The sequence below is a fragment of the Kitasatospora sp. NPDC096204 genome, from assembly GCF_044763205.1.
Lineage (GTDB): Bacteria > Actinomycetota > Actinomycetes > Streptomycetales > Streptomycetaceae > Kitasatospora.
The window spans coordinates 105,488-125,550 of record NZ_JBIWFT010000006.1; the positions used below are offsets into that span (position 1 = coordinate 105,488).

Below are 20,063 nucleotides of genomic sequence, written 5' to 3' on the forward strand. Positions count from 1 at the left end.
GACAGCGCACGATGGCACGCGAACGCAGGCCGGTGGAACTGCTGGAGTTCTCCGACGACCTCCACACCGACGACGTCACCCCGCTGCAGCGCTTCCTGGCCGCCCGCATGCGCGAGCTGGTCGAGGCCCAACCCGAGGGCACCAGCGCCCGGTTCGCCGCCGAGCGACTGGCGCAGATCACCGCCGCTGACTGCGTCTTTCTCTCCGACGTCCTGGTGGCCTGGGAGGAGATCGTCCTGGAAGGCCGCAACGACGAGCCCGGCTGGACGCAGCGGATGCGCCAGGACGCCATGCTGTGGTGGCGGCGGCTCTGCGACACCGCGGCGCGGTTCAGCGACCACCCCGACCACCGGTCCCGCTGGCGCCCGCTGAAGTTCATGAACCTCGCGCACGCGGAGTTCATGGACGGCCTGACCGACCGCGCGGGCGGCGTCTACGGGGACGGGGCGCACCCGTGAGCCCGGACGGCCGGGGGCAGTGGCCGTAGCCGCTCCCGGACGGGTTGTCGGTGGCGGCTGGTACGGTCCCGCGCATGAGCAACAGTGTGCCCTTCACGGGCGAGGAGAAGGACATCCTCCACGCGGCGCTGGACCGGCACCGCGACGTGGTGCTGTGGAAGCTGGAGGGGCTGGACGACGAGCAGCTGCGCCGTCCGATGACACCCTCCGGGACGAACCTGCTGGGGCTGGTGAAGCACCTCGGCGGTGCCGAACTCGGCTGGTTCCGGCAGACGTTCGGCCGGGAGATGGGCCCGCTGCCGTTCGACATCGACGCCGACGACGAGTCGGACATGCGGGTGGAGGCGCACGAGTCGACGGCGGACATCCTGGCCTTCTACGCGCGGGCCCGGGCCGGCGCCGACGAGGCGATCAGGGAGCTCGCGCTGGACGACCTCGGCACCTCCTGGTCGGGCAACACCGTCTCGCTGCGCTGGGTGCTGGTCCACATGGCCACGGAGACGGCGCGGCACACCGGGCACATGGACATCCTGCGCGAACTGATCGACGGCGGGACGGGGGACCACGACCGGAGCTGACCTCGGCGACCCCGTCGGCCCCGGTGGCCCGCCTCCGGATCGTCGGGGCCGAGGCCGTGACGCTCAGGCCGTCACCTTCCGGACGGCCCGGGCCAGCGCCCGCGCCGTCCGCCGGACGTCCGCCTCGGTGGTGCGCCAGTTGCTGAACGCCGCGCGCAGGGCGGGCCGCCCCGCGTGGTGGGTGGGGGTGAGGAAGGCCTCCTCGGCCAGTTCGGCGGCGAGTCCGGCCAGCCGCTCCGGGGTCGGGTCCGTCGTCAGCGTGAAGCAGACCACGTTCAGCCGCACCGGCGCGAGCAGTTCCAGGCCGTCGATCCGGGCCACCTCCGCGCCGAGCGCGCGGGCACCGGCGACGCAGCGCTCCACGATCTCCCGGTGCCCGGCGCGGCCGTACGCCCGCAGGGTGAACCAGGCGGCGAGGGCGCGCAGTCGGTGGGAGTTCTCCGGCGTCAGGTGGACCAGGTCCGGGTGTTCGCCGAGCGGCCCGAGGTAGGCGGCGGCGTTCCGGAAGACCCTGGCCTGGAGGTCCGGGCGGCGGGTGAACTGCACGGCGCTGTCGTACGGCACGTTGAGCCACTTGTGCAGGTCGACGCAGACCGAGTCGGCGAGGTCCAGGCCCGCCACCAGCTCCGCGTGCTCCGGCGACAGCGCGGCGAAGGCGCCGAAGGCCGCGTCCACGTGCAGCCAGAACCCGTACCGCTCGCGGAGCGCGGCGATCGCCCGCAGGTCGTCGAAGTCGACGGTGTTGACCGTCCCGGCGTTGGCCACCACCACGCACGGCCCGTCCGCCTCGGCCAGCGCCCGCTCCAGCGCCGCCACGTCCACCGCCTCCCGGCCCGGCAGGACGGGCACCGACCGCAGCGCCGCGCGGCCCAGACCCAGCACCGACAGCGCCTTGGCGACGCTGGAGTGCGCGCTGCCGGACAGCACCCGCACCGGCCCCAGCGCGCCGACGCCGTCCTCGGCGACGTCCACGCCGAGCCGCTCGCCCAGCCACTCGCGGGCGACCGCCAGCCCCACCGTGTTCGACATCGCCGCGCCGCTCACGAAGGTGCCGTGGTGGGCCGCCGAGAGGCCGAACAGCTCGCGCAGCCAGCCGACCGTCTCCCGTTCCAGCTGCTGGCCGGCCGGATCCAGCGAGGAGTTGGAGTTCTGGTCCACGGCCGAGGTCAGCCAGTCACCGGCGAGTGCCGCCGGTGTCGCCCCGCCCGTCACGAACCCGAAGTAGCGCGGCCCGGCGCTCGCCGACAGCCGGGGCTCCCAGCGCCGCTCGAACTCGGCCAGGGCGGCGCGCACCCCGCCGCCCTCGGTGGCGAGCGGTGTGACGGCGGGAGGTCGCGTCGGCTCGTCCTCGGGCCGATCGGGCCGATCGGGCCGGGTGACCACGGGCCGCTCGTCGAGGCCCGCCAGGAAGGTGAGCGCGTGCTGCCGGGCCTCCTCCAGGATCTCGGGCAGCCGGCCCAGATCGGCGGCGAGTTCGGGGTGCATGGCGTTTCTCCGTTGGTCGGTCTGACGGTGCGCTCGACGCTAACCACCGGGGCGGGCGGCGTCCCGGTCCAATCCGGTGCGGGTGGCCTGAAACCTTCGACAGGTGGGGGGAACTCACGCCGTTCGGCCACCAGTGCCTCGGGCGGCAACCGGCCCGGCTGGAACCGAAGGTGGCGCTGCCGGCCTTGTCGCTGTGCTTCCCCGCCCTGCGGCTCGCCGTCCCCGAGGCCGACCCGCGCTTCCGTGAGGGCTCGACGGCTCTACGGCGTCGAGGCGCTCCCGGTCGCCTGGTAGCCGGCTCACCGAGCGGGCCCGGCGGGGGAGTTCAGCGGGCGGTGGCGCGCGGGAGTTCGGCGCGGCGGACCGCCGGGGAGGCGAGGGCCAGCGCGGCGCCGAGGCAGGAGAGGGCGCCGCAGCCGACGAAGACCGGGGCGGTGCCCCAGGCGCCGATGGCGGCGCCGACCAGCGGATAGCTGAGCGGGGCGAGGCCGACCATGGTGAGCATCGTGACGGAGGTGACCCGGCCCAGGTAGGCGGGGTCGGCGGTGGTCTGGATCAGGGCGCCGTCCAGGCTGCCGAAGACGCCCGCGCCCAGGCCCACCAGGGCGGCGAGGACGGCTGCCGTCCACAGCTGCGGCACCAGCGCCATGGCCGCCGCGCCGACGCTGCCCGCCAGCAGGGTGCCGGCCATGGTCAGTCCGGCCCGGGGGAGCCGCCCGACGACGGCGAGCAGCGCGGCGCTCGCGGCGGCCCCGGCGCCGAAGCAGCCGACGATCCAGCCGTAACCGGACGGGCCCCAGCCGCGCTCGGCGTTGAGCAGCACCATGCCGACGTTGAGGGTGCCGGTGAGGCCGAGTTCGCAGACGGCTCCGGCGGCGACCAGCGGGCCGAGCAGGGGGTGGCGGCGGATGTAGCGCAGCCCGTCGAGCAGCTCGGCGCGCGGGGTGCCGCGCCGGGGCGGGGTGGCGTCCGCGTGTGCGTTCTCCGAGGGCGCGTCGTGCGACGGGGCTTCGAGCGGGCTGATCCGGACGGAGAGCAGCAGCGGCAGCGAGAGCGCGAACAGCAGTCCTGCGGTGGCGAAGGCGGCGGCCGGGCCGCCGAGCCCCATGGCCAGGCCGCCCAGCGGCGGTCCGGCGATCTGGCCGAGGCGCATCGCCAGCGAGCGCAGGCCGGTGACCCGGGCCAGCTGGTCGGGGCGGGTGATCCGGGGCGGCAGGGCGCCGACGGCGGGGACGAACAGGGCGTCCACGCCGCCGAAGACCAGCGCCACCGCGACCAGCAGCCAGAGCGCGGGCGTGGTCAGCGCGATGGCGGCGGCCACCGAGAGGATCAGCAGACAGCGCAGGGCGTCGCTGCCGAGGATCACCCGGCGCGGGTCGAGCCGGTCGGCCAGGACGCCGCCGCCGAGCATGAGCAGGGCGCGCGGGGCGGCGCCCGCGGCCATGACCAGGCCGACCTCGGTGGGCCCGGCCGACCGCTGGGCGGCCCAGGCGAGGGCGGCGAAGTAGACGCTGTCGCCGATCAGGGAGGCGGTGTACGCGGCGAGCCAGCGCAGCACGTTGCCGTCGCGGTGGGCGGGCGGTGTGGCGGTCGGGCGGGGAAGGGTCGGTTCCGCGAGGGTCATCGGGGACTCCGGCGGTCGGGGACACGGCGGCGCCGGTGTCAGGGGCGGAAGGGGAACCCGTACAGGTGGACGGACACGTGCTCGCGGCCGACGGTGTCGCCGGCCGCCCGCGCGGCCTTGCCGCGCTCCCGCCAGCGGCGCGAGAGGGCCTGCAACTCGTCGTTCAGCTCGGCGAGTTCGGGTGCGGTGAGATCGAGCATCCACTCGGAGCTGAACGCCGCGTCCGCCCACTCCCGGCCCCAGGCGGCGCTCTGGTCGAGGTAGGCGCGGTACTGGGCGGAGCGGGAGTCGACCAGGCCCTTGGTCACCGCGTTGACGGCGGCGGCGCCCTCGGGCGTGCCGGCGAGCTCGGACTCCCGGAAGCCCCAGCCCTCCTCGGAGGCGACCTGCCACCAGCGCTCCCGGCCGTCGGTGCCGCGGCCGATCGCCTCGGTGACGAAGCCCTGCTCGGCGAGCTTGCGCAGGTGGTAACTGACCAGCGACGGCGCCTGGCCGACCTGCTCGGCGAGCTGGGAGGCGGTCGCGCTGCCGGCGGCGTAGAGCAGGCGGTAGAGCTGCATCCGCAGCGGGTTGGTGAACGCCTTCAGGCGGGACAGGTCGGTGATCCGGTCGGGCCGGGGCTCTTCGGGCATGCGTCGACGATAGATCTGAAAGAAAAATTGCGCAATGAAAATTTCGGATCTGGGAGGTGGGGCGGCCGTCAGCGCAGGGTGACCTCGCGGGGGCCGTTGAAGGAGGCCAGGGACAGGACGGTCCTCGGGGTGCGCAGCGCGTCGTGCTCGGTGAAGAGGCGGCGGACGGCGGGGAGGTCGACCGGGCCGACGGTCAGGTGGGCCACCTCGTCGTACGGTGCGTGGGGAGTGTTGGTGGAGCCGGTGCCCCAGGTGTCCCAGAGGAGGGTCTCGACCTTGTTCAGGGCGGCGAGGTCGAGCCGGGTGGAGTGGGCGACGAACCACTCGCCGTTGAGCGGGCCCTCCTCGGGCGGGTGGACGCCGAAGGAGCCGGCGGCGGCCCGGTCGGAGCGGATGGTGCGCCAGGCCCGGCCGGCGACCAGGAAGCGGTCGCGCGGGACGTCCATCGGGTCGAAGTCCACCTCCCAGGCGGCGGCGACCTTCGGGTCGGCCAGCTGCGGGTCGGCCAGCAGCCAGCCGCGCCGGTCGTCCCAGTACTCGGTGGCCACGTGGTCGCAGTGGAAGCCGTCGGGGCCGAGGTAGTCCGCGAAGCCGCAGCGCAGCCGGGCCGGGACGCCGACGTGGCGGAGGAAGGAGCAGTGCAGCAGGGCCAGGTCCCGGCAGACGCCGACGAAGCGGTCGGCGGGCGCCCGGGGGTGGCTGAGCGGGGCCGGGTCGCGGTCGGCGATCAGGTGCAGGATGTCGTCGAGGTAGCGCGTCTCGGCGTCGTGGTGGAGCCGGTCGGCCGGGATGGGGTGGTGGAACAGCCGGCCTTCGAGCCGATGGATGATCAGGTTCCGGGCGATCCGGGCGAGTCGGCTCGGATCCCTGGGGAGTTCGGCGTAGCGGGGGAGGTGGGCGCCGGGGTCGGAGAAGACGCTCTGCCCGAGGTAGAAGGCGGGGAAGTCGGCGGAGGGCACGGGGAACTCCATGGGGCTTCGGCCGCATGATCGATGGCTGGGCCGCTGGTCCTCACCGTGGCAAATTTTCGGGGCGGTTGTCCAGAAGAGCCGGACGGGCAGGGGTGGTTCGGCTGATCGGTGTGGTTCCTCGGGCGGGCGTCGTGCGGGCGATCGGGATGGGTTCGGTGGGTCGGGGGGCGCGAGGTGGTGCGGTGGGCCGAGGCGGCCGGTGGTTCACCGGGTCGGGGCGCGAGGCGGTTCACCGGCTCGGGGGCGCGAGGTGGTTCACCGGCTCGGGGTGGGGACGCCGCCGCCGTCGACGTACTCGACCCGGACGCCGGGCAGGGTCCGGGACCAGGCCTTGGCGAGCGGGGCGATCCGGGCGGCGGGGAGTGGGGCGGGGCCGAGGCCGATCGGGAGGTGGACGCGGCCGTCGGCGGTCCGGTACGGGTGGGGCCAGGCGTGCAGCCGGGTCGCCCCGGCCTCCTCCAGGGCGGTCAGCAGCGCGCGGATGCGGCCGCGGACCAGGCCGAGTGACTCCTCGTCGGTGCCGATCACGGCCCAGGCGGCGTGCCGGCGGTGCAGCGGGGGAGCGGCGAGCAGGGCCGGCCAGGGGGCTTCGGCGGCCTCGGCGGCGTCACCGGCGTCACCGGCGTCACCGGCGTCACCGGCCTCACCGGCGTCGGCGGCCTCGGCGGTCAGTTCCCAGGCGCGGTAGAGCTCCTCGGCGAGCAGGTCGCGCAGCTCCGCGCCGACCTGGGTGGTGCAGCTGCGGACCGGGGCGGAGGGGGTGAGGACGGTGAGCGGGCCGGAGGAGGGAGGCGTCGGGTCGCCGGTGAGGGCGACCGGCCGGCGCCAGTCCCAGCCCGCCCAGGTCTCGGTGAAGCGCGGGAAGAGGTCGCCCTCGGGGCCGCCGGCCGCGTCCAGGACGGTCCGCGCGGCCAGCACCGACCAGGCGATCGAGGGCAGTTGACCGAAGGGCGCGGAGTCCAGGCCGCGCGCCCGGGCCCAGGCCTTGACCTGGCGTGCCAGCCGGACGAAGCGGGCGTGGTGGCTGCCGAGCGCCGTCAGGATCGCCTCGGCGTCCGTGACCGCGCTCAGCGCGACGGCCTCGGCCTCGCCCAACTCGGCCCGACGGTCGACGGCTCGGGCCGGATCGAGCGCGCCGGTGAAGACCACCACGAGGTCGACCGACAGGCCGTCGGCGGTCAGCCGCAGCCCCGGCACCCGGGCGCCGCGCACCTCACGCAGCCCCCGGGCCTGCGGCAGCGCGGCCGTCACCCGGGCGCGGACGGCGGGCAGGTCGGCGGCGCCGGGCAGCGCGACCACCAGGTCCAGGTCCCCTCCGTCCAGCTGGCAGCCCAGCCGCCGGGAGCCGACCGTGTGCACCACGCCCTCCGGCAGGGCCGCCGCGACGCGCCGGGCCAACGCCCGGGCGGTGGCGGTGTGTCGGGCCGACTCCGGGGCGGGGGAGGCGACCGGCTGCTCGGGCACCGTGCGCACCTCGCCCGTCCCCAGCGAGACCACCGCGCGCGGCCGCATCGGCTCGGCGCCCCGGCGGGAGAGCACCACCAGCTCGCCGACCCGGGCCGGGGCCGCGGTGAGCCGGGCCGCGCAGTCGGCGGCCACGCGCTGCGGGTCCTCGCCGCGCCCGAGGGTCAGGTGCGGGGTGAAGCCCCCGGCCCGGCCGCGGCAGCGGGGGAAGCGCCGCTCCAGAGCGTGCCGCAGCGCCGCCCACGGGGCGGGGGACGCGGCGGCCGGGTCCAGCCAGACGGTGGCGTCCTCGCGGTGCCCGAAGGTGTGCACGCCCTCCAGCCGCGCGGTGAACGGCGCCACCTCGGCGGCCGCCGCGCCCAGCAGCGGCAGGGCGCGGTCGAACTCGGCCTCCGGGACGAAGCCGAACAGCAGGTTGACGTGCGGGGGCCAGCGGCGCAGCCGCGGGTCGTACGCCTCGCGCAGCCGCTGGATCGGCGGCCACAGTTCCTCGGGCGGCAGCCAGGCGACGGCGGTACGGGCGGTGGGCGCGGCGTCCAGGACGTCCGGTGAGCGGCCGGCGGAGCCCTCGCCGTCGAGCGCGAGGTCGACGGCCACCCCGTAGTGGTCGGAGGGCAGGAGCCCGTCCTCGGCCGGGCGGTCGCCGAGCAGGACGGCGGCGGTGGCGCGGGCGCCGTCGCCGCGGTGCAGCACGCGGTCCAGGCGGCCCGGCCGGCCGGTCAGCGAGGAGACCGCGGCGAGCGGGTTGGCGGTCGGGTCGAAGGTCGGGGTGTCGTCGGCCGGCCCGCGCACCTCGGTCCAGGCGTCCCGCAGGCCGAGCGCGGCGGCCGGTCCCGACGCGTCGGAGCGGGCGTCGTTGAAGTCCCCGAGCAGCAGCAGCTCGCCCTCGACCCCGGCCAGGCCCTCGGCCAGTCGGGCGAGTTCGGCCTGGCGCCGGCCGGCGCCGTCCGGTGAGTGGTCGCTGCTGAGGTGGACGGCGGCGACGGTCAGCGCAGAGCCGGCGGTCCGTACCGAGAGGGCGGTGACGGCCTTGTGCGGGCCCAGCGCGTGCCGTCCGGCCGCCAGCACCGGCAGTCGGCTGAGCAGCAGCAGGCCGTGGTCGTCGATCTCGGGCCCCAGCGGGTCGGCGCCCACGGTGTACCCGGCGCGGACCCAGGGCGCCGCCAGCAGCAGCGCGACCAGGGCGGGCTCGACCTCCTGGAGGGCGATCACGTCGGCGTCGGCGGCCGCCAGCGCGGCGAGCAGCAGGGGCCTGCGGCGGGCGGTGGCGATGCGGTCGCCGTCGTAGCGGTCCCAGAGGGTGTTCCAGGTGACCACGCGCAGGCCGGCGGCGGCGGTCGGGGCCTTCTGACCGGCCTCCGCGGGGCGCCAGCCGCCGTCCGGGTGCCAGGCGTACGGGGTGGTCGCGGTGAAGAAGGGTGCGGGCAGCCGGGGCGGGTCGGTGCGGCGCCCGGCCTCGGTGCGGTCGAGCAGGTCGACGCCCGAGGCGCGGTCCCAGACCCGTACGCCGTCCGCCTCGACCCAGTGCACCCGGTGCCAGGGGATCTCGCCGGAGGCGGTGAAGGCCTCCAGCGGGACGCGCTCGGTGCGGTCGTCGCGCTGGCGCACGCCCAGGGTGAACCGGGCCGGGTCGAAGCGGGCGTCCCAGCGGATGCGCTGGCAGATCTGTTCGATGGGGCGCATCAGTCCTCCTGCTCGTCGAGCGTGCCCGCCGTGTCCTCCACCGTGCCACCGGGGCCGACGTACCAGGTGCGGTGCGCCTGGCCGGGGTACGGCGGGCCGTAGCGGTGCAGCTGCGAGGTGAGCACCTCGGCGGGCACCGGGTGCGGCCGGACGGCGTTACGGCGCCGCAGCTCGTCCGCGCCGACCACCGGGACGACCTGGGTGACCAGGGCGTCGCGGCGCTGGGCGACGGCGTGGACGAGGGAGCGCTGCTGCCGGTTGAGCGAGGTGGCGTCCCAGACGGCGGTGGGCCCGGTGGGGTCGCCGGGGACGAGGGCGGCCTCCAGTCGGGCCAGCCCGACGCGCAGCACCGCGGCGTTGTCGCGCTGGTCGGCGCGCGAGCCCCGGGCGGCACGCAGGTCGTCCAGGCTGATCCGGGCGGCCACGTCGGTGAGCCCGGCGGCGAAGCCGCTCTTGCCGCTGCCGGAGGGGCCGCAGAGGTGGACCAGCCGGGGGAAGCGGCCGTCGCGCCAGCGCCAGGTGGCCGCCGCGGCCTCCTCGGCGGTGGCGATCCGGCCCAGGGCGTACGCCTCGCGGGCCTGGGCCCAGCAGCGGTCGGCGGCGTCGCGGTCCAGGCCGGCCAGCGCCTCGCGCAGGCCGGCCCGCAGTGGGGCGAGCGGCGCCCGGTCGAGCAGGCCGGCGTCCTCGGCGTACAGCGCGGACCAGGCGACCAGCTCGCGTTCGGCCGGGCCGGGGGCGGCGGTCGCGGCGACGGCGTGCAGCACCCCGAGGTCGGCGGCGGCCGAGAGCCTGACCAGCCCGGCGCGGCGCTCCTCGTCCGGGTAGGGCCGTTGGAGGGCCGGGTGCAGCCCGACCAGGTCGGCGACCTGCCGGGCCAGCGGCAGGCCGAGCGGCCCGGCCAGCAGAGGGGCCAGCGACTGGCGGGGGGCGGTGCGCAGCGCGGTGGCGAGCACGCCGGCCAGCCGGGCGTCGCCGCCCCGGCCCAGTTCGTCCAGCCGGGCCGATACCTGGGCCAACTCCTCGGGCGGGACGGTGAGTTCGGGGAGACCAAGGGCGGCTGCGAGGGCGGGGGGTTCGGGCAGCGCGCCGGACCGGACGGCCCAGAGCGCGGCGCCCGGGCCGAGGCCGTTCTCCACCACCGCGGCGTGCATCCAGTGGGTGTCGGTGCGCACGTGGCGCGGGCGCACCCACTTGGCGACCCGCTCGCCGAACTCGGCCCGGGGGAAGCCCCGGACGGTCCGCACCACGTACCCCTCCTGACGGTCGAGGTCCAACCGCAGGGCGCGCAGGGCCCGTTCGTCGTAGCGGCCGCGCCACAGCACCCGGGGGGCGGGGATGCCGAGGCGGCGCAGGAAGCGGACGGTGTCGTCCCAGTCCAGGCAGTGGTCCCGGCCGTCGGGGCCGCCCGTCGCGCCCGGCCCGCTTGTGCCGCCCGTCGTGCCCGTCGTGCCCGTCGCGCCCGTCCAGACCGAGAAGCCGTAGAACCAGCTCTCCAGGTCGGTGTACGGGATCGAGTGCCGGGCGAACAGGTTCTCGCCGCAGATCCGCCAGCCGTCCGGGATGCGCGGGGCGATCCGGCCCTGGAGGCCCTTCACCCAGGCGCGGGAGGGGTGGTGGGCGGAGTCCAGCGAGCGGGCGTGCAGGCCGTCGCGGTAGAGGGTGGTGTTCTCGCCGTCCAGTTTCTCGGTGACGACGACCTCGGCGCCGGCCAGCGCGGACAGGTCCCCGGCGCGTACGTCGTCCGCCGCGGCGCCCGGTGACCAGGGCAGATGCGGCGTCCGGGGGTAGTGCACACGCATGTCCGGCTCCCTGGTCGTTCTTGATCCGGCGGACACTGTAGGAGCGGCCGCGCGGCCCGGGCCACCGAATAACCGGGGGCCTCCGGTCGCCGGGGCAGGGCCTGGCGGCGGAATCCGGACGACACGCGGGCAGGAACGTCACTGCACCCCCGCGCCGCGCCCCCGCGGTGCAATGGCGCGACCCGACACGCCGTCACCAGGGGAGGCCGACAGTGGAGACCAGGACGAGGGACGCGGATCCGGTCCGGGTGCTGGACGTGGCGAGCGCCGACTACCGCCGGGCGTTCGAGCTCTTCCTGGCCGGCACCGACGAGAAGCCGATCACCCACGCCCGGCTGGGCGAGATCGCGGCCGCCCTGCCGCACCGCCGGGTCCTGCTGGACCTCGGCGCGGGCGACGGCCGCACCACCGCCTACCTGGGCCGCTCCTTCGAGCGCACGATCGCGGTGGAACCCAGCGCCGCGATGCGGGAGAAGCTCCGTACGGCCTGCCCCGACGCCCTGGTCCTCCCAGAGCCGCTCGACCGGGCGCACCCGCCCGAGCAGGCCGACCTCGTCCACCTCTCCCACGTGCTCTACTACGTGCCCGAGGCGGACTGGCTCGGCACCGTCACCCGCGCCCTGGACTGGACGGCACCCGGCGGCACCCTCCTGGTGGTGCTCCAGAACCCGGAGAGCCCCTGCATGCGGATGGCCGCGCACTTCACCGGCGTCCGCTACGACCTCGGCCCGCTCGCCGACCGCCTGCGCGAGCGGCACCCGGAGCACGACCACGCCCTCGAGACGCTCGGCCTCCACTACCGCACGCCCCACCTCGCCGAGGCGGTGGACGTCGCCGAGTTCATGGTCAACGTCGCCGACCTGGCCACCCTCGACCCCCGCCCCTCCCGCACGGCCCTCACCGCCTACGTCCAGGAGCACTTCGCCCTCCCGGCCGGCGGCTACGCCATCGGCCACACCCAGGACATGCTCATCATCCGCCGCGCCACCCGCACCTGACCCGCAGCCCGCAGCCCGCAGTCGGCAGCCCGGGGACCGTCTCCGGTTGAGCCGCCGCCCGAGTTGTGCACGACCTCTCGTCAATTCGATGTTTGAAAGTCGAGAGAGAGTGCTGAACTGGCCGATTCCCCTGCGGACGAGCTCGGGAGCGTGTGAGGATGGCGGGCGTGCCGCCAGCTCCCGAACTCCGCCGTTGGCTTTCCAGTCAGCCGCCGGATGCCCTTCAGCACCTGCTCGCCTTCGTCGCCGTCGTGCACGGCCACCCCTTCGCGTACCGGGGCGAACCGACCCGGCAGGCCCGCGCGAACGCCGCGGGCATGCGTTCCTGGGTCGCCAAGGCGCCCACGGACCTGCTCCTGCACATAGCCGCGGTCGGGCACGAGGTGGCCGACCAGATGGCTCGTCAGCACGGCTTCACGAAGCAGGGTTTACGGGGCGCGGGCACCGATTTCCTGACGGCGGTGTTGACGAGCCTGCCACCGTCGCTCGCCTGCCTCGCCCTCCACTGGTATCCGCTGGCCGACGAGGACATGCCCGAACGCGGCCGGGTCCTGGAGCACTGGGACGCACTGTGGGAGGCCGCCGTCACGCCGGCCGACTGGCCCGAGCCGAAACGCCGCCGCGCGAGCAGAGCGGAGCCGCCCGCGTTCGGCGCGGCCGCGCAGGAGGACCAGTGCGGCGACCCGCACAGCACACGATCCGAAGCCGCAGACGGGGAGAACTTGGTGTCTGACGACCTGGCGGGGCAGCTCGAAGCCGCTGCGCACCGCCTGCGCAGGGAAGGCGAGGCGCTGGCCGGTCGGCTGGAGAGCCTGGCGGTGGACGTCCGCAGGGGAGCGGGGCATCGGGACACCGGCCTGTCCGCGGCAGTGGACGCCTGGTTCGACCGGCGCGCCGCCACGGCCGAGTTGGCGCTCGGACTCGGCGCCGACGTCCGGTGGACGGCCGCGCAGACCCATGACGACCTCGACCGGATCCTGGCGGACGTCCGCTCGGCGAAGGCCGACGAGGAGATCGCGGCGGCGGAGGCCGAGCGCGCGGAGCTCGTCGCCATGGTGGCCACGGTGAACTACGCGGGCGTACGGAGTGCGCTGCAGGTGGAGATCGACGCCATCGACGCCCGGCTCCGGGAGTTGCGGTCGGTCGCGGAACGGCAGCCGGTGCCCGGCCCGGCCGACGTCACCCGCCCCGAGGAGTCCGCCGGGCCGGACGGGGCGGCCGACGCCGCGGGTGAGGAGCCGGCGTCCCCGGCCGGTGCGGAGGCGGATGTCGTCCCGGCCGCGATCGAGCGCGAAGCGCAGCCGCCGGAGGCCGCGTTCGAGGCGTCCGAGCAGCCCGTCGACACCCTCGACGCGCCGGTCCCCGAGGAGGAGTTCGCGGTCCAGGAGACCGTGCCGGCGGAGCCCACGGCGGGCGCCGGCGCGACCGGATCCGAGCCGGCGCCGGCCGGCGAGGCCCCGGAGACCGCACCGACGGAGCCGCCGGCGTCCCCGCGGACCGCGGCCGAGCCGGAGAGCCGAGTCGGGCCCGCCGCCACCCCCACCGTCACCGCCACCGCCACGGTCGCGATCGGCGAACCGCCGGTCGTGCCCGAGCAGTCGGTGGAGAAGCGCGCCGTTCCCCCGCTCGGCATCCCGAAGCAGACGTCGGCCGAGACCGAGCCGAAGACCGCCGAGCCGGTCGCGGCACCGGTGACCGTCGGGCCGACCGCTGAGCCGACCGTCGAGCCGACCGACGTCTGGACGCGGACCGGTGACGGCCCCTCCCCGGTCGCGCGGCTGATCTCCGAGGGCCGGCTGGCCGAGGCGTACTGGCTGACCACGGCCGCCCGGGAGCGCCGGGAGCGGCGCCAGTCCCTGGCCTTCGCCACGTCGGCGTTCGGGCTGGCCCCCGGGCAGCAGGCGGCGATAGCCCTGCAGATCAGCGTCGAGGACGGCACGCTGCCGACCGCGGAGGACCGGGACGGCTACCTCATCGCGCTGGCCGCCGCGGTGCGCAGCGGACTGCAGGCGGGGTGGGCGCTGCCGATCGTCAACGACTTCGCCCAGCTCCCGGGCCTGCCCGAGGTCTGGAACGAGCTCTTCAGGACGCTGGCCCTGGAGATCCGCAGGGGGGTGTCCGTCCAGCCGGGCGACGAGGTCCGGCTCGGGCAGGACGACACCGTCGACCCGGCGGACCTGCGTGACCGGGCGGAGGCCCTCAAGGCCCGTCTGGGGACCAGCAAGACGGCGTACCAGCTCGCGTCGCGGGTGCTCCAGACCCTGCTCAAGGACGACGCGGAGCTGGGGCACACCCTCAACCTGATCGTGGCGTGGTCGGCGGGCGGTGCCACCTCCGAGGAGCTTCGTCAGGACCTGGAGAACACCTACGGGGAACACGACGCGATCGATCGGATCATCGGGGAGACGACGCGCCGGGTCAGTTCGCCCAACCAGCGGAAGACCAAGATCATCGCCACCGCCCGGGACCAACTCCGGGGGCGCATCGGGGAGGTGATGGCGCTGCTGCGCGAGGCGGTCCAGGTCGCCGAGATGCCGCCGCGCGGCGACAGCCGGCGGCTCGGAAACGAGCTGGTCGCGGCGCTGCGGCCGGCGCGGCAGGCGGCGCTGCTGCCGGGCCCCGGCGGCGAGGCGGTCCGACTGCTGCTCGACTGGATCGGCACCGGGGACTCCCGGGGCGTCTCACGGGCCCTGCCCGGTCTGCCCGGCACCGACGTGCTGCTCGCCCTGCCCCGCCTGGCCTGGACCGCGGCGGCCGACGGCCAGGACACGCCCGACCTCTGCGCTCCGGACTCCCTGGACGCCATGCTGGAGCTCGTGCGGCCCGCCGACCCGGGGAAGGCCTTCGGTGCCCACCTCGACCGCGGAGACCTGCACATCGCCGGGCGACTGCTCGACCTGGCGGTGGCGGGCCGGCCGGGCACCGTCGCCGCGCCCGAGGCGAGCCAGCTGGACGCGTGGCGGCGCAGGCTCGGCGACGCCGAGGCCCACTGGCGGGAGCGGGCCGACGCGGCCCTGCGCCAGGCCGACAACCTCTTCGCGCAGGTCCGCCTGCAGAACCTGCTCACCCCCGAGCAGGAGAGCCACCTGGCGGCCCAGCTCCTCGACCTCAAGACCTCGGACCGCAGCCTGCGGTTCCGTCCGCTGCTGGAGCGGGTGCGGGACGTCGTCTCCCAGCTGAACGACCGGATGGTGGAGAAGACGGACCAGCTGCGCGAGCAACTGGTCGAGCTGAAGCTCGAAGAGGCGGACCTCGCCCGGATCAGCGCGCTGATCGACCGCGGCGACGTCGCCACCGCCGAGGAACTGCTCACCTTCGCCCGCAAGGGCGACCGCATCCCGGAACAGGTCGTCGAGACCGGCACCGAGCTGGCGGCCTTCCTGGAGGGCGTGCGCCACCCGGACTCGCCCAAGGCCGGCAGCACCGGAGCCGACGCGCGCTGGTGGTTCGACCACTACGCACGCGGGCGCTCCGGTCAGGCGGAGACCGAAGCGGTCACGGCGGCCCTGGCGGCCTGGGAGGCGCTCGGACGCCTGAACGAGCGCCGCAACTCCTTCCAGAAGCACGTCCCCAGCGTGCTGCGGATGCTCGGCCTGAGCGTCAAGGGCCCCGTCCGACTGGTGGACCAGGACCGCAAGGACTGGCAGGTGATGACGCTCTCGATCACCGCGGAGATCAGCGACAACGTCCCGGGCTACGTGTCCCTGATCGGCTCCCGTGCCAAGGGCGTCTACCGGGTCCTCCTCGTCGGCACCGAGGAGGTCGGCGCCGACGCCCTGCTGCGTCACCTGCCCGAGTCCGCACTCGGCGCCAACATCATCCTCTACCTGCAGCCGCTCGGCATCGGCGGGCGCCGGCGGCTCGCCCAGGCCTCCCACCAGAAGCCGCAGCAGGCGATCGTCGTGGACCCGGCGGTGTTCGGCTGGATCGCCGCCGGTGAGGCCCGCTCCTTCCGCGCGGTGCAGCGGGTGACGCTGCCGTGGGCCGCGTACCGGCCGTACGAGCCCTTCCGGGCCGGTCAGGTCGCCGCCGAGGTGTTCAAGGGCCGCGACCACGAGAAGCGCACGATCATGGCCCGCGAAGGCGGCCTCTTCCTCTACGGCGGGCGGCAGCTGGGCAAGTCCTCGCTGCTCCAGCAGGTGGCCGACAGCTTCCGGTCCGGACACGGCGGCAACCAGGTCGCGGTCTACACCGACCTCCGGTTCGCCGAGATCGGGCTCAGCCGGCTTCCGCAGGAGATCTGGAGCGTGCTGGCCCAGCAGCTGAAGGCCGCCGGGGTGCTCGACCGCAGCGTCTCGGAGCACGCCACCCCCACCGCCATCGGCGACCAGGTCCAGCAGTGGCTGAACGCGAGCGAGGAGCGCCGCATCCTCTTCCTCGCCGACGAGGCGGACGCCTTCCTCAACGCGGACGCCCGGCCGGTCGAGACGGCGGGGGCGCAGTCGACCTTCCGGACCCTCACCGGCCTGATGAAGCTGATGGCCGACACCGAGCGCCGCTTCAAGATCGTGTTCGCGGGCCTGCACCAGGTGCAGCGCTACAACCGGCTCACCAACTCCATCACCGGGCACGGCGGCGAACCGGTCCTGGTCGGTCCGCTGCGCGCGAAGGCCGCGATCGACCTGGTCGTCGAGCCGCTGGCCGCGGCCGGACTCTTCTTCGAGAACCCCGACCTGGTCTGGAGCATCCTGGCCCTGACCAACAACCAGGCCAACCTCGTGCAGATCGTCTGCGAGGGACTGGTCGAGGAGATGCAGGGCCGCTCCCTGTCCGCGGAGGGCGGGCGCCCCCGGATCACCAACGCCGACGTGCAGAAGGTCGTCGAGAACGGAGGCATCCGGGACAAGATCCGGGACCGGCTCCGCCTGACCATCGACCTGGAGGACCGGTACCGGGTCCTGACGCTGATCCTGGCCCTGCGCAGCCTCACGGACGGCTACGCCCGCGGCTACACGCCCCAGGAGCTCCAGGAGGAGGCGCACCGGGTCTGGCCGGACGGGTTCCCGGAGCAGAACGGCGTGGACGAGGTCAGGACCGACCTGGTGGAGATGGAGGGCCTCGGCCTGGTCCTCCCGCTCCCCGGCCGGAGCAACAGCTTCGTCATGCGCAGCCCGAACCTCGTCAACATGCTCGGCACCCGTGACGAGCTGGAAGCGGAGCTGCGCACCAGCGAGTTCACCCAGAAGTACGACTACAACCCGCGCGTCGCCCGCCGGTCCATCGGCGTCGACCGCGAACGGGTCATGCGGATGAGCCCGTTGACGGACGAGCAGTGGCACGCCGCGCTGTCCTGGCGCACGTCGGTGATCACGGCCACGGCGGCGCTCGGTGCCGGCGCCCTGGCCAGGGCCGCGGAGCAGCACGTCGGACAGGCGCGCCAGGTGGTGCCCGTGGCGCCCGCGGAGCTGACCCAGACGGTCACCAAGTGGGCCCGGGAGCGCTCGCCGCACCTGCTCTTCGTCGACCTGCGGGGCGTTCCCGTGGCGCGGGTGCGGGCCGACGTCGAGCGACTCGCCAAGTACGCCTCGGCGTCGGAGGAGGACGGCAAGGAGATCCCGCGCCGGCGCGCGCTGGTCGTCGTCGACCCGTTGACCGCGCTGCGCCCCGAGTTCCCGGACGTCTTCCGGACGCAGCCGCGGCGCTGGAACACCACCAGCCTGCGGGCCTGGCCGGAACAGCCCTTCGTCTCGGTCCAGGAGCGTCGCAACCTGATCGAGGTGACCGGGGGCTGGCCCGGCTTCGTCGAGCGGGCCATCGCCCAGTACCTGCAGGGCACTCCCCGGGAGAGGGTCTTCGACGGGCTCCGGGCCCGGACGGACGACCCGGAGTTCGCCCGTGACCACCTGCGGCGGGTCGGCCTCTCCGACCGCCGGGTCGGGCAGCTGGCCGGCTGGGCCGACATGTTCAGCGTGGAGGAGCACCGGCAGGGCAGGGCCCACACCATCCCCCAGGACCTGGCCGTCGTGCTCGACGACGACCTGGACGAGGCCGAGGCGCTGCTGGCGGACCTGGAGGCCCTCGGGGTCCTCGACGACGACGGCGAGGTCCTCACCGTCGACAGCGTCACCTTCCGCGCCCTCAAGACCGTGGCGGGCGCGCAGGGCGGGGCGGTGTGACCGAGCTCATCGATCCGGCCGGCGCGCTGTCCGCGGAGGCGGTCCGGTACCTGCCGGGCGCACGGCGCCACTGCGCCGGGGTGCTCGCCGACCTGCGGGCCGGGCTGAGCTGCGTCTGGCTGTTCCCGGACGCCGAGGTGGAGTCGGACCGTGCCGACCGGGCCGTGGAGCAGGTGATCCACGGCCTGGACGACGTCGTGGACGTTCCCGGCCGGGAGCCGGGTCCGCGCCCGGCCCCGGCGCCTGCGGACCCGCCGGAGCCGTGGGGTTCCTGGGAGCCGCTCGGCAGCGGGGGCGAGCCGGGCGATCACCGCTTCGAGGACGCCTTCGACGTCGACGACGGCTTCGGGGACTGGGACGCGTTCGGGGCCGTCGGCGGTGGCGGCCACCGGGCGTCCGCCGGCCTGCCGCCGGCCCCCACCCTCGACACCCCGTCGTCCGGCGGCCCGGACACCGACGTCGCCGCGCGCCTGGCCCGCAGCCTCGGCCTGGACGGGGACCTGGTCTCCGGGCTGGTCGGCGGCGCGGACGGCCGTACGCCCGTGCTCGTCGTCCGGGCCTGGACCGAGGCGGACCCGCGCGCGGTCTCCCGGCTGATACGTCGCTTCCAGGCCGCCGTGAAGGAGGCCGGCCTCAAGCCGAGCGATCGTCCGCGTCTCCTGGTGGCCTCCCGCCTCCAGGACCTGGAGGCGGACACCACCGGGCTGCTCGACGGAACGGTGTCGAGGCCGCACTGGTGGTGGGGGGTCTGGAACCACCTCGACACGGCCACCGTGGTCGCCGACGCGATTCCGCACACGGGCTTCGGAGGGGCCCACGACCGCATGACGCCGGCCAAGCTCATCCGGCACGCCCTGCGCCGCGAGACCGTGGTCCAGACGGCCGGGCCGGATCTGGGACTGGCGGTGGAACTCGCCAGGGCCTGGAGCGGCAGGACCGGCGACCTGGCCTCCGCGCTCCGTGCCTGCTGCCCCGTGGACACCGCCGTCGAGCAGGGCGCCCAGGGGCAGGCCACGCCCGGAGCGGCGTACGCGCCGCTGCCCGAGAACGGCCTGCGCGAACGCTGGTCGGCCGGGCTGGTCGACAGCTGGGAGGGGCAGGTCCGGCACAGCCCCCGTGCCGGCGCGGGGACGTCCGGTGGCACGGAACTCGACAAGCTGGTCTGGCAGGCCCAGAACCGCGTCCTGCTGCCGCTCATCGACGACGCCCGCCTCGGCTTCGTCGAGCTGCTTCCACGCATAGCGGTGCGCGGTGTCACCCGACTCGTCGACACCTACGTCCGGAGGTCCCTGCGAGAGGCCAACGGCTCGTCGGCGGATGCGGCATCCATGGAACTCGGCGAGCTCTACGACGCGGCGGTGCACCGGGACATCACCCTGACCGACGTCCAGTTCGCCCGGCTGCGCACGCTCCGGCGGGCCCGCAACAAGCTCGCCCACCGCACGCCCGTCGACGACGCCCTGCTCCAGGACCTGCTGGACGCGCTCACCGGCTTCTGACACCCGCGCCCGGCGAGGCGTGGCCCGGCGGGCCGGGCAGGGGGAATTCGGTTGCGGCCGTGCCGCGCAGGAGGACGGTCTCCACGCGCTGCCCGTCACCTGGTGACCGGTGCCGCCGGCCCCGACCGACGGCCGGGGCGGCGGCACGAGCAGCCGGGGACGAGGCCTGGCGGCACCTGACCGGCTGGAAGCGCCGGCTCGACCTGCCGGAGGCCGGCCACCTGTCGTTCTGCGACGTGCACCGGCTGGTGGACGCCCTCGGCATCCGCGAGCAACTGCCGCCCGAGGGCCTCGCGGAGCAGTACGGCAGCATCAGGGGCGACCGCGCGCTCGCCGCCACCCGGGCGTACCTCGGCGCGTTCTTCGACCGGCACCGGCACCGGCACCGGCACCGGCACCGGCTCGACCGTCCGGGCCGGCTGCTGGACGGGCCGTCGGCGGCCTATCCGGAGGTCCGCTTCGCCCAGTAGGCCACCGCCTCGGCGGATCCGGCCCGGTCTGCCCCGGTCCGCCCCGGTGCGCTCCGGCCCGCCCCGGCGGCCGGGGCGCCCTCGGCGAACGATTCCGGTCAAGGTCGCGCCGGTCTCCGCCGGTCGTGTCCTGAGACGAACGTTCGGACGGGGGAAGAAGATCCGGACTCTTGCCCCGGCCGAATTAGTCATCTTAACTAGGCACCCATGGCCGTAGATCCACTGCGGTTCGTCATCGCCGGCCTCACCGGCACCCGTGTGCGCTGACCCGGTTCGCCCATGTTCC

Annotated in this window: 12 protein-coding genes; 6 read left to right on the forward strand and 6 right to left on the reverse strand. The window is 75.3% G+C overall.

What is annotated here, in order from left to right; genetic code table 11:
* The first annotated feature begins 11 nt into the window (after positions 1-11).
* Both ACIQ87_RS08800 and ACIQ87_RS08805 read left to right on the forward strand, forming a co-directional pair.
* A complete protein-coding gene (locus ACIQ87_RS08800; RefSeq protein ID WP_402403625.1) occupies positions 12-458 on the forward strand; it encodes a hypothetical protein in 447 nt (148 codons plus the stop codon).
* Between the two features lie 74 nt (positions 459-532).
* Positions 533-1,036, forward strand: coding sequence for a DinB family protein (locus tag ACIQ87_RS08805; RefSeq protein WP_402403628.1), 504 nt, complete (start codon positions 533-535; stop codon positions 1,034-1,036).
* A gap of 63 nt (positions 1,037-1,099) precedes the next feature.
* Here ACIQ87_RS08805 and ACIQ87_RS08810 read toward each other — a convergent pair whose 3' ends face one another.
* The 6 genes from ACIQ87_RS08810 to ACIQ87_RS08835 all read right to left on the reverse strand — a co-directional run bounded on the left by ACIQ87_RS08810 (position 1,100) and on the right by ACIQ87_RS08835 (position 10,694).
* Complete coding sequence (locus ACIQ87_RS08810; protein ID WP_402403631.1) at positions 1,100-2,521, reverse strand: pyridoxal phosphate-dependent decarboxylase family protein; 1,422 nt, start codon at positions 2,519-2,521, stop codon at positions 1,100-1,102.
* Between the two features lie 325 nt (positions 2,522-2,846).
* Positions 2,847-4,145, reverse strand: a complete 1,299-nt coding sequence (locus tag ACIQ87_RS08815) for an MFS transporter (RefSeq protein ID WP_402403634.1) — start codon at positions 4,143-4,145, stop codon at positions 2,847-2,849.
* A 38-nt stretch (positions 4,146-4,183) separates the two neighbouring features.
* Entirely contained in the window at positions 4,184-4,777 is a 594-nt protein-coding gene (locus tag ACIQ87_RS08820; RefSeq protein WP_402403637.1) for an ArsR/SmtB family transcription factor, read from the reverse strand.
* Between the two features lie 68 nt (positions 4,778-4,845).
* On the reverse strand, positions 4,846-5,748 hold the full coding sequence (locus tag ACIQ87_RS08825) for a transglutaminase-like domain-containing protein (RefSeq protein ID WP_402403640.1): 903 nt from the start codon (positions 5,746-5,748) through the stop codon (positions 4,846-4,848).
* 255 nt (positions 5,749-6,003) lie between these two features.
* Positions 6,004-8,895, reverse strand: a complete 2,892-nt coding sequence (locus ACIQ87_RS08830) for an RNA repair domain-containing protein (RefSeq protein WP_402403643.1) — start codon at positions 8,893-8,895, stop codon at positions 6,004-6,006.
* On the reverse strand, positions 8,895-10,694 hold the full coding sequence (locus ACIQ87_RS08835; protein WP_402403646.1) for an RNA ligase family protein: 1,800 nt from the start codon (positions 10,692-10,694) through the stop codon (positions 8,895-8,897). The genes ACIQ87_RS08830 and ACIQ87_RS08835 overlap by 1 nt, the downstream gene beginning before the upstream one ends.
* Positions 10,695-10,906: 212 nt before the next feature.
* Between ACIQ87_RS08835 and ACIQ87_RS08840 the strand changes: the two genes are divergently transcribed.
* The 4 genes from ACIQ87_RS08840 to ACIQ87_RS08855 all read left to right on the forward strand — a co-directional run bounded on the left by ACIQ87_RS08840 (position 10,907) and on the right by ACIQ87_RS08855 (position 19,777).
* The gene (locus ACIQ87_RS08840) at positions 10,907-11,692 is read left to right on the forward strand and encodes a class I SAM-dependent methyltransferase (RefSeq protein ID WP_402403649.1); all 786 of its coding nucleotides are present in this window, start codon (positions 10,907-10,909) and stop codon (positions 11,690-11,692) included.
* A gap of 167 nt (positions 11,693-11,859) precedes the next feature.
* The gene (locus ACIQ87_RS08845) at positions 11,860-17,808 is read left to right on the forward strand and encodes a hypothetical protein (protein WP_402403652.1); all 5,949 of its coding nucleotides are present in this window, start codon (positions 11,860-11,862) and stop codon (positions 17,806-17,808) included.
* Positions 17,805-19,307 carry a hypothetical protein gene (locus ACIQ87_RS08850; protein WP_402403655.1) on the forward strand — a complete coding sequence of 501 codons (1,503 nt, stop codon included), beginning with the start codon at positions 17,805-17,807 and terminating at the stop codon, positions 19,305-19,307. The genes ACIQ87_RS08845 and ACIQ87_RS08850 overlap by 4 nt, the downstream gene beginning before the upstream one ends.
* Positions 19,308-19,366: 59 nt before the next feature.
* A complete protein-coding gene (locus tag ACIQ87_RS08855; RefSeq protein WP_402403658.1) occupies positions 19,367-19,777 on the forward strand; it encodes a hypothetical protein in 411 nt (136 codons plus the stop codon).
* The last annotated feature ends 286 nt before the right edge of the window (positions 19,778-20,063 follow it).

Excerpts from the sequence above, each read along its gene's own strand:
- ACIQ87_RS08825 (WP_402403640.1), bottom strand. The coding sequence starts at position 5,748 with ATGGAGTTCCCCGTGCCCTCCGCCGACTTCCCCGCCTTCTACCTCGGG.
- ACIQ87_RS08805 (WP_402403628.1), top strand. The coding sequence starts at position 533 with ATGAGCAACAGTGTGCCCTTCACGGGCGAGGAGAAGGACATCCTCCAC.
- ACIQ87_RS08820 (WP_402403637.1), bottom strand. The coding sequence starts at position 4,777 with ATGCCCGAAGAGCCCCGGCCCGACCGGATCACCGACCTGTCCCGCCTG.
- ACIQ87_RS08830 (WP_402403643.1), bottom strand. The coding sequence starts at position 8,895 with ATGCGCCCCATCGAACAGATCTGCCAGCGCATCCGCTGGGACGCCCGC.
- ACIQ87_RS08800 (WP_402403625.1), top strand. The coding sequence starts at position 12 with ATGGCACGCGAACGCAGGCCGGTGGAACTGCTGGAGTTCTCCGACGAC.
- ACIQ87_RS08815 (WP_402403634.1), bottom strand. The coding sequence starts at position 4,145 with ATGACCCTCGCGGAACCGACCCTTCCCCGCCCGACCGCCACACCGCCC.
- ACIQ87_RS08835 (WP_402403646.1), bottom strand. The coding sequence starts at position 10,694 with ATGCGTGTGCACTACCCCCGGACGCCGCATCTGCCCTGGTCACCGGGC.
- ACIQ87_RS08810 (WP_402403631.1), bottom strand. The coding sequence starts at position 2,521 with ATGCACCCCGAACTCGCCGCCGATCTGGGCCGGCTGCCCGAGATCCTG.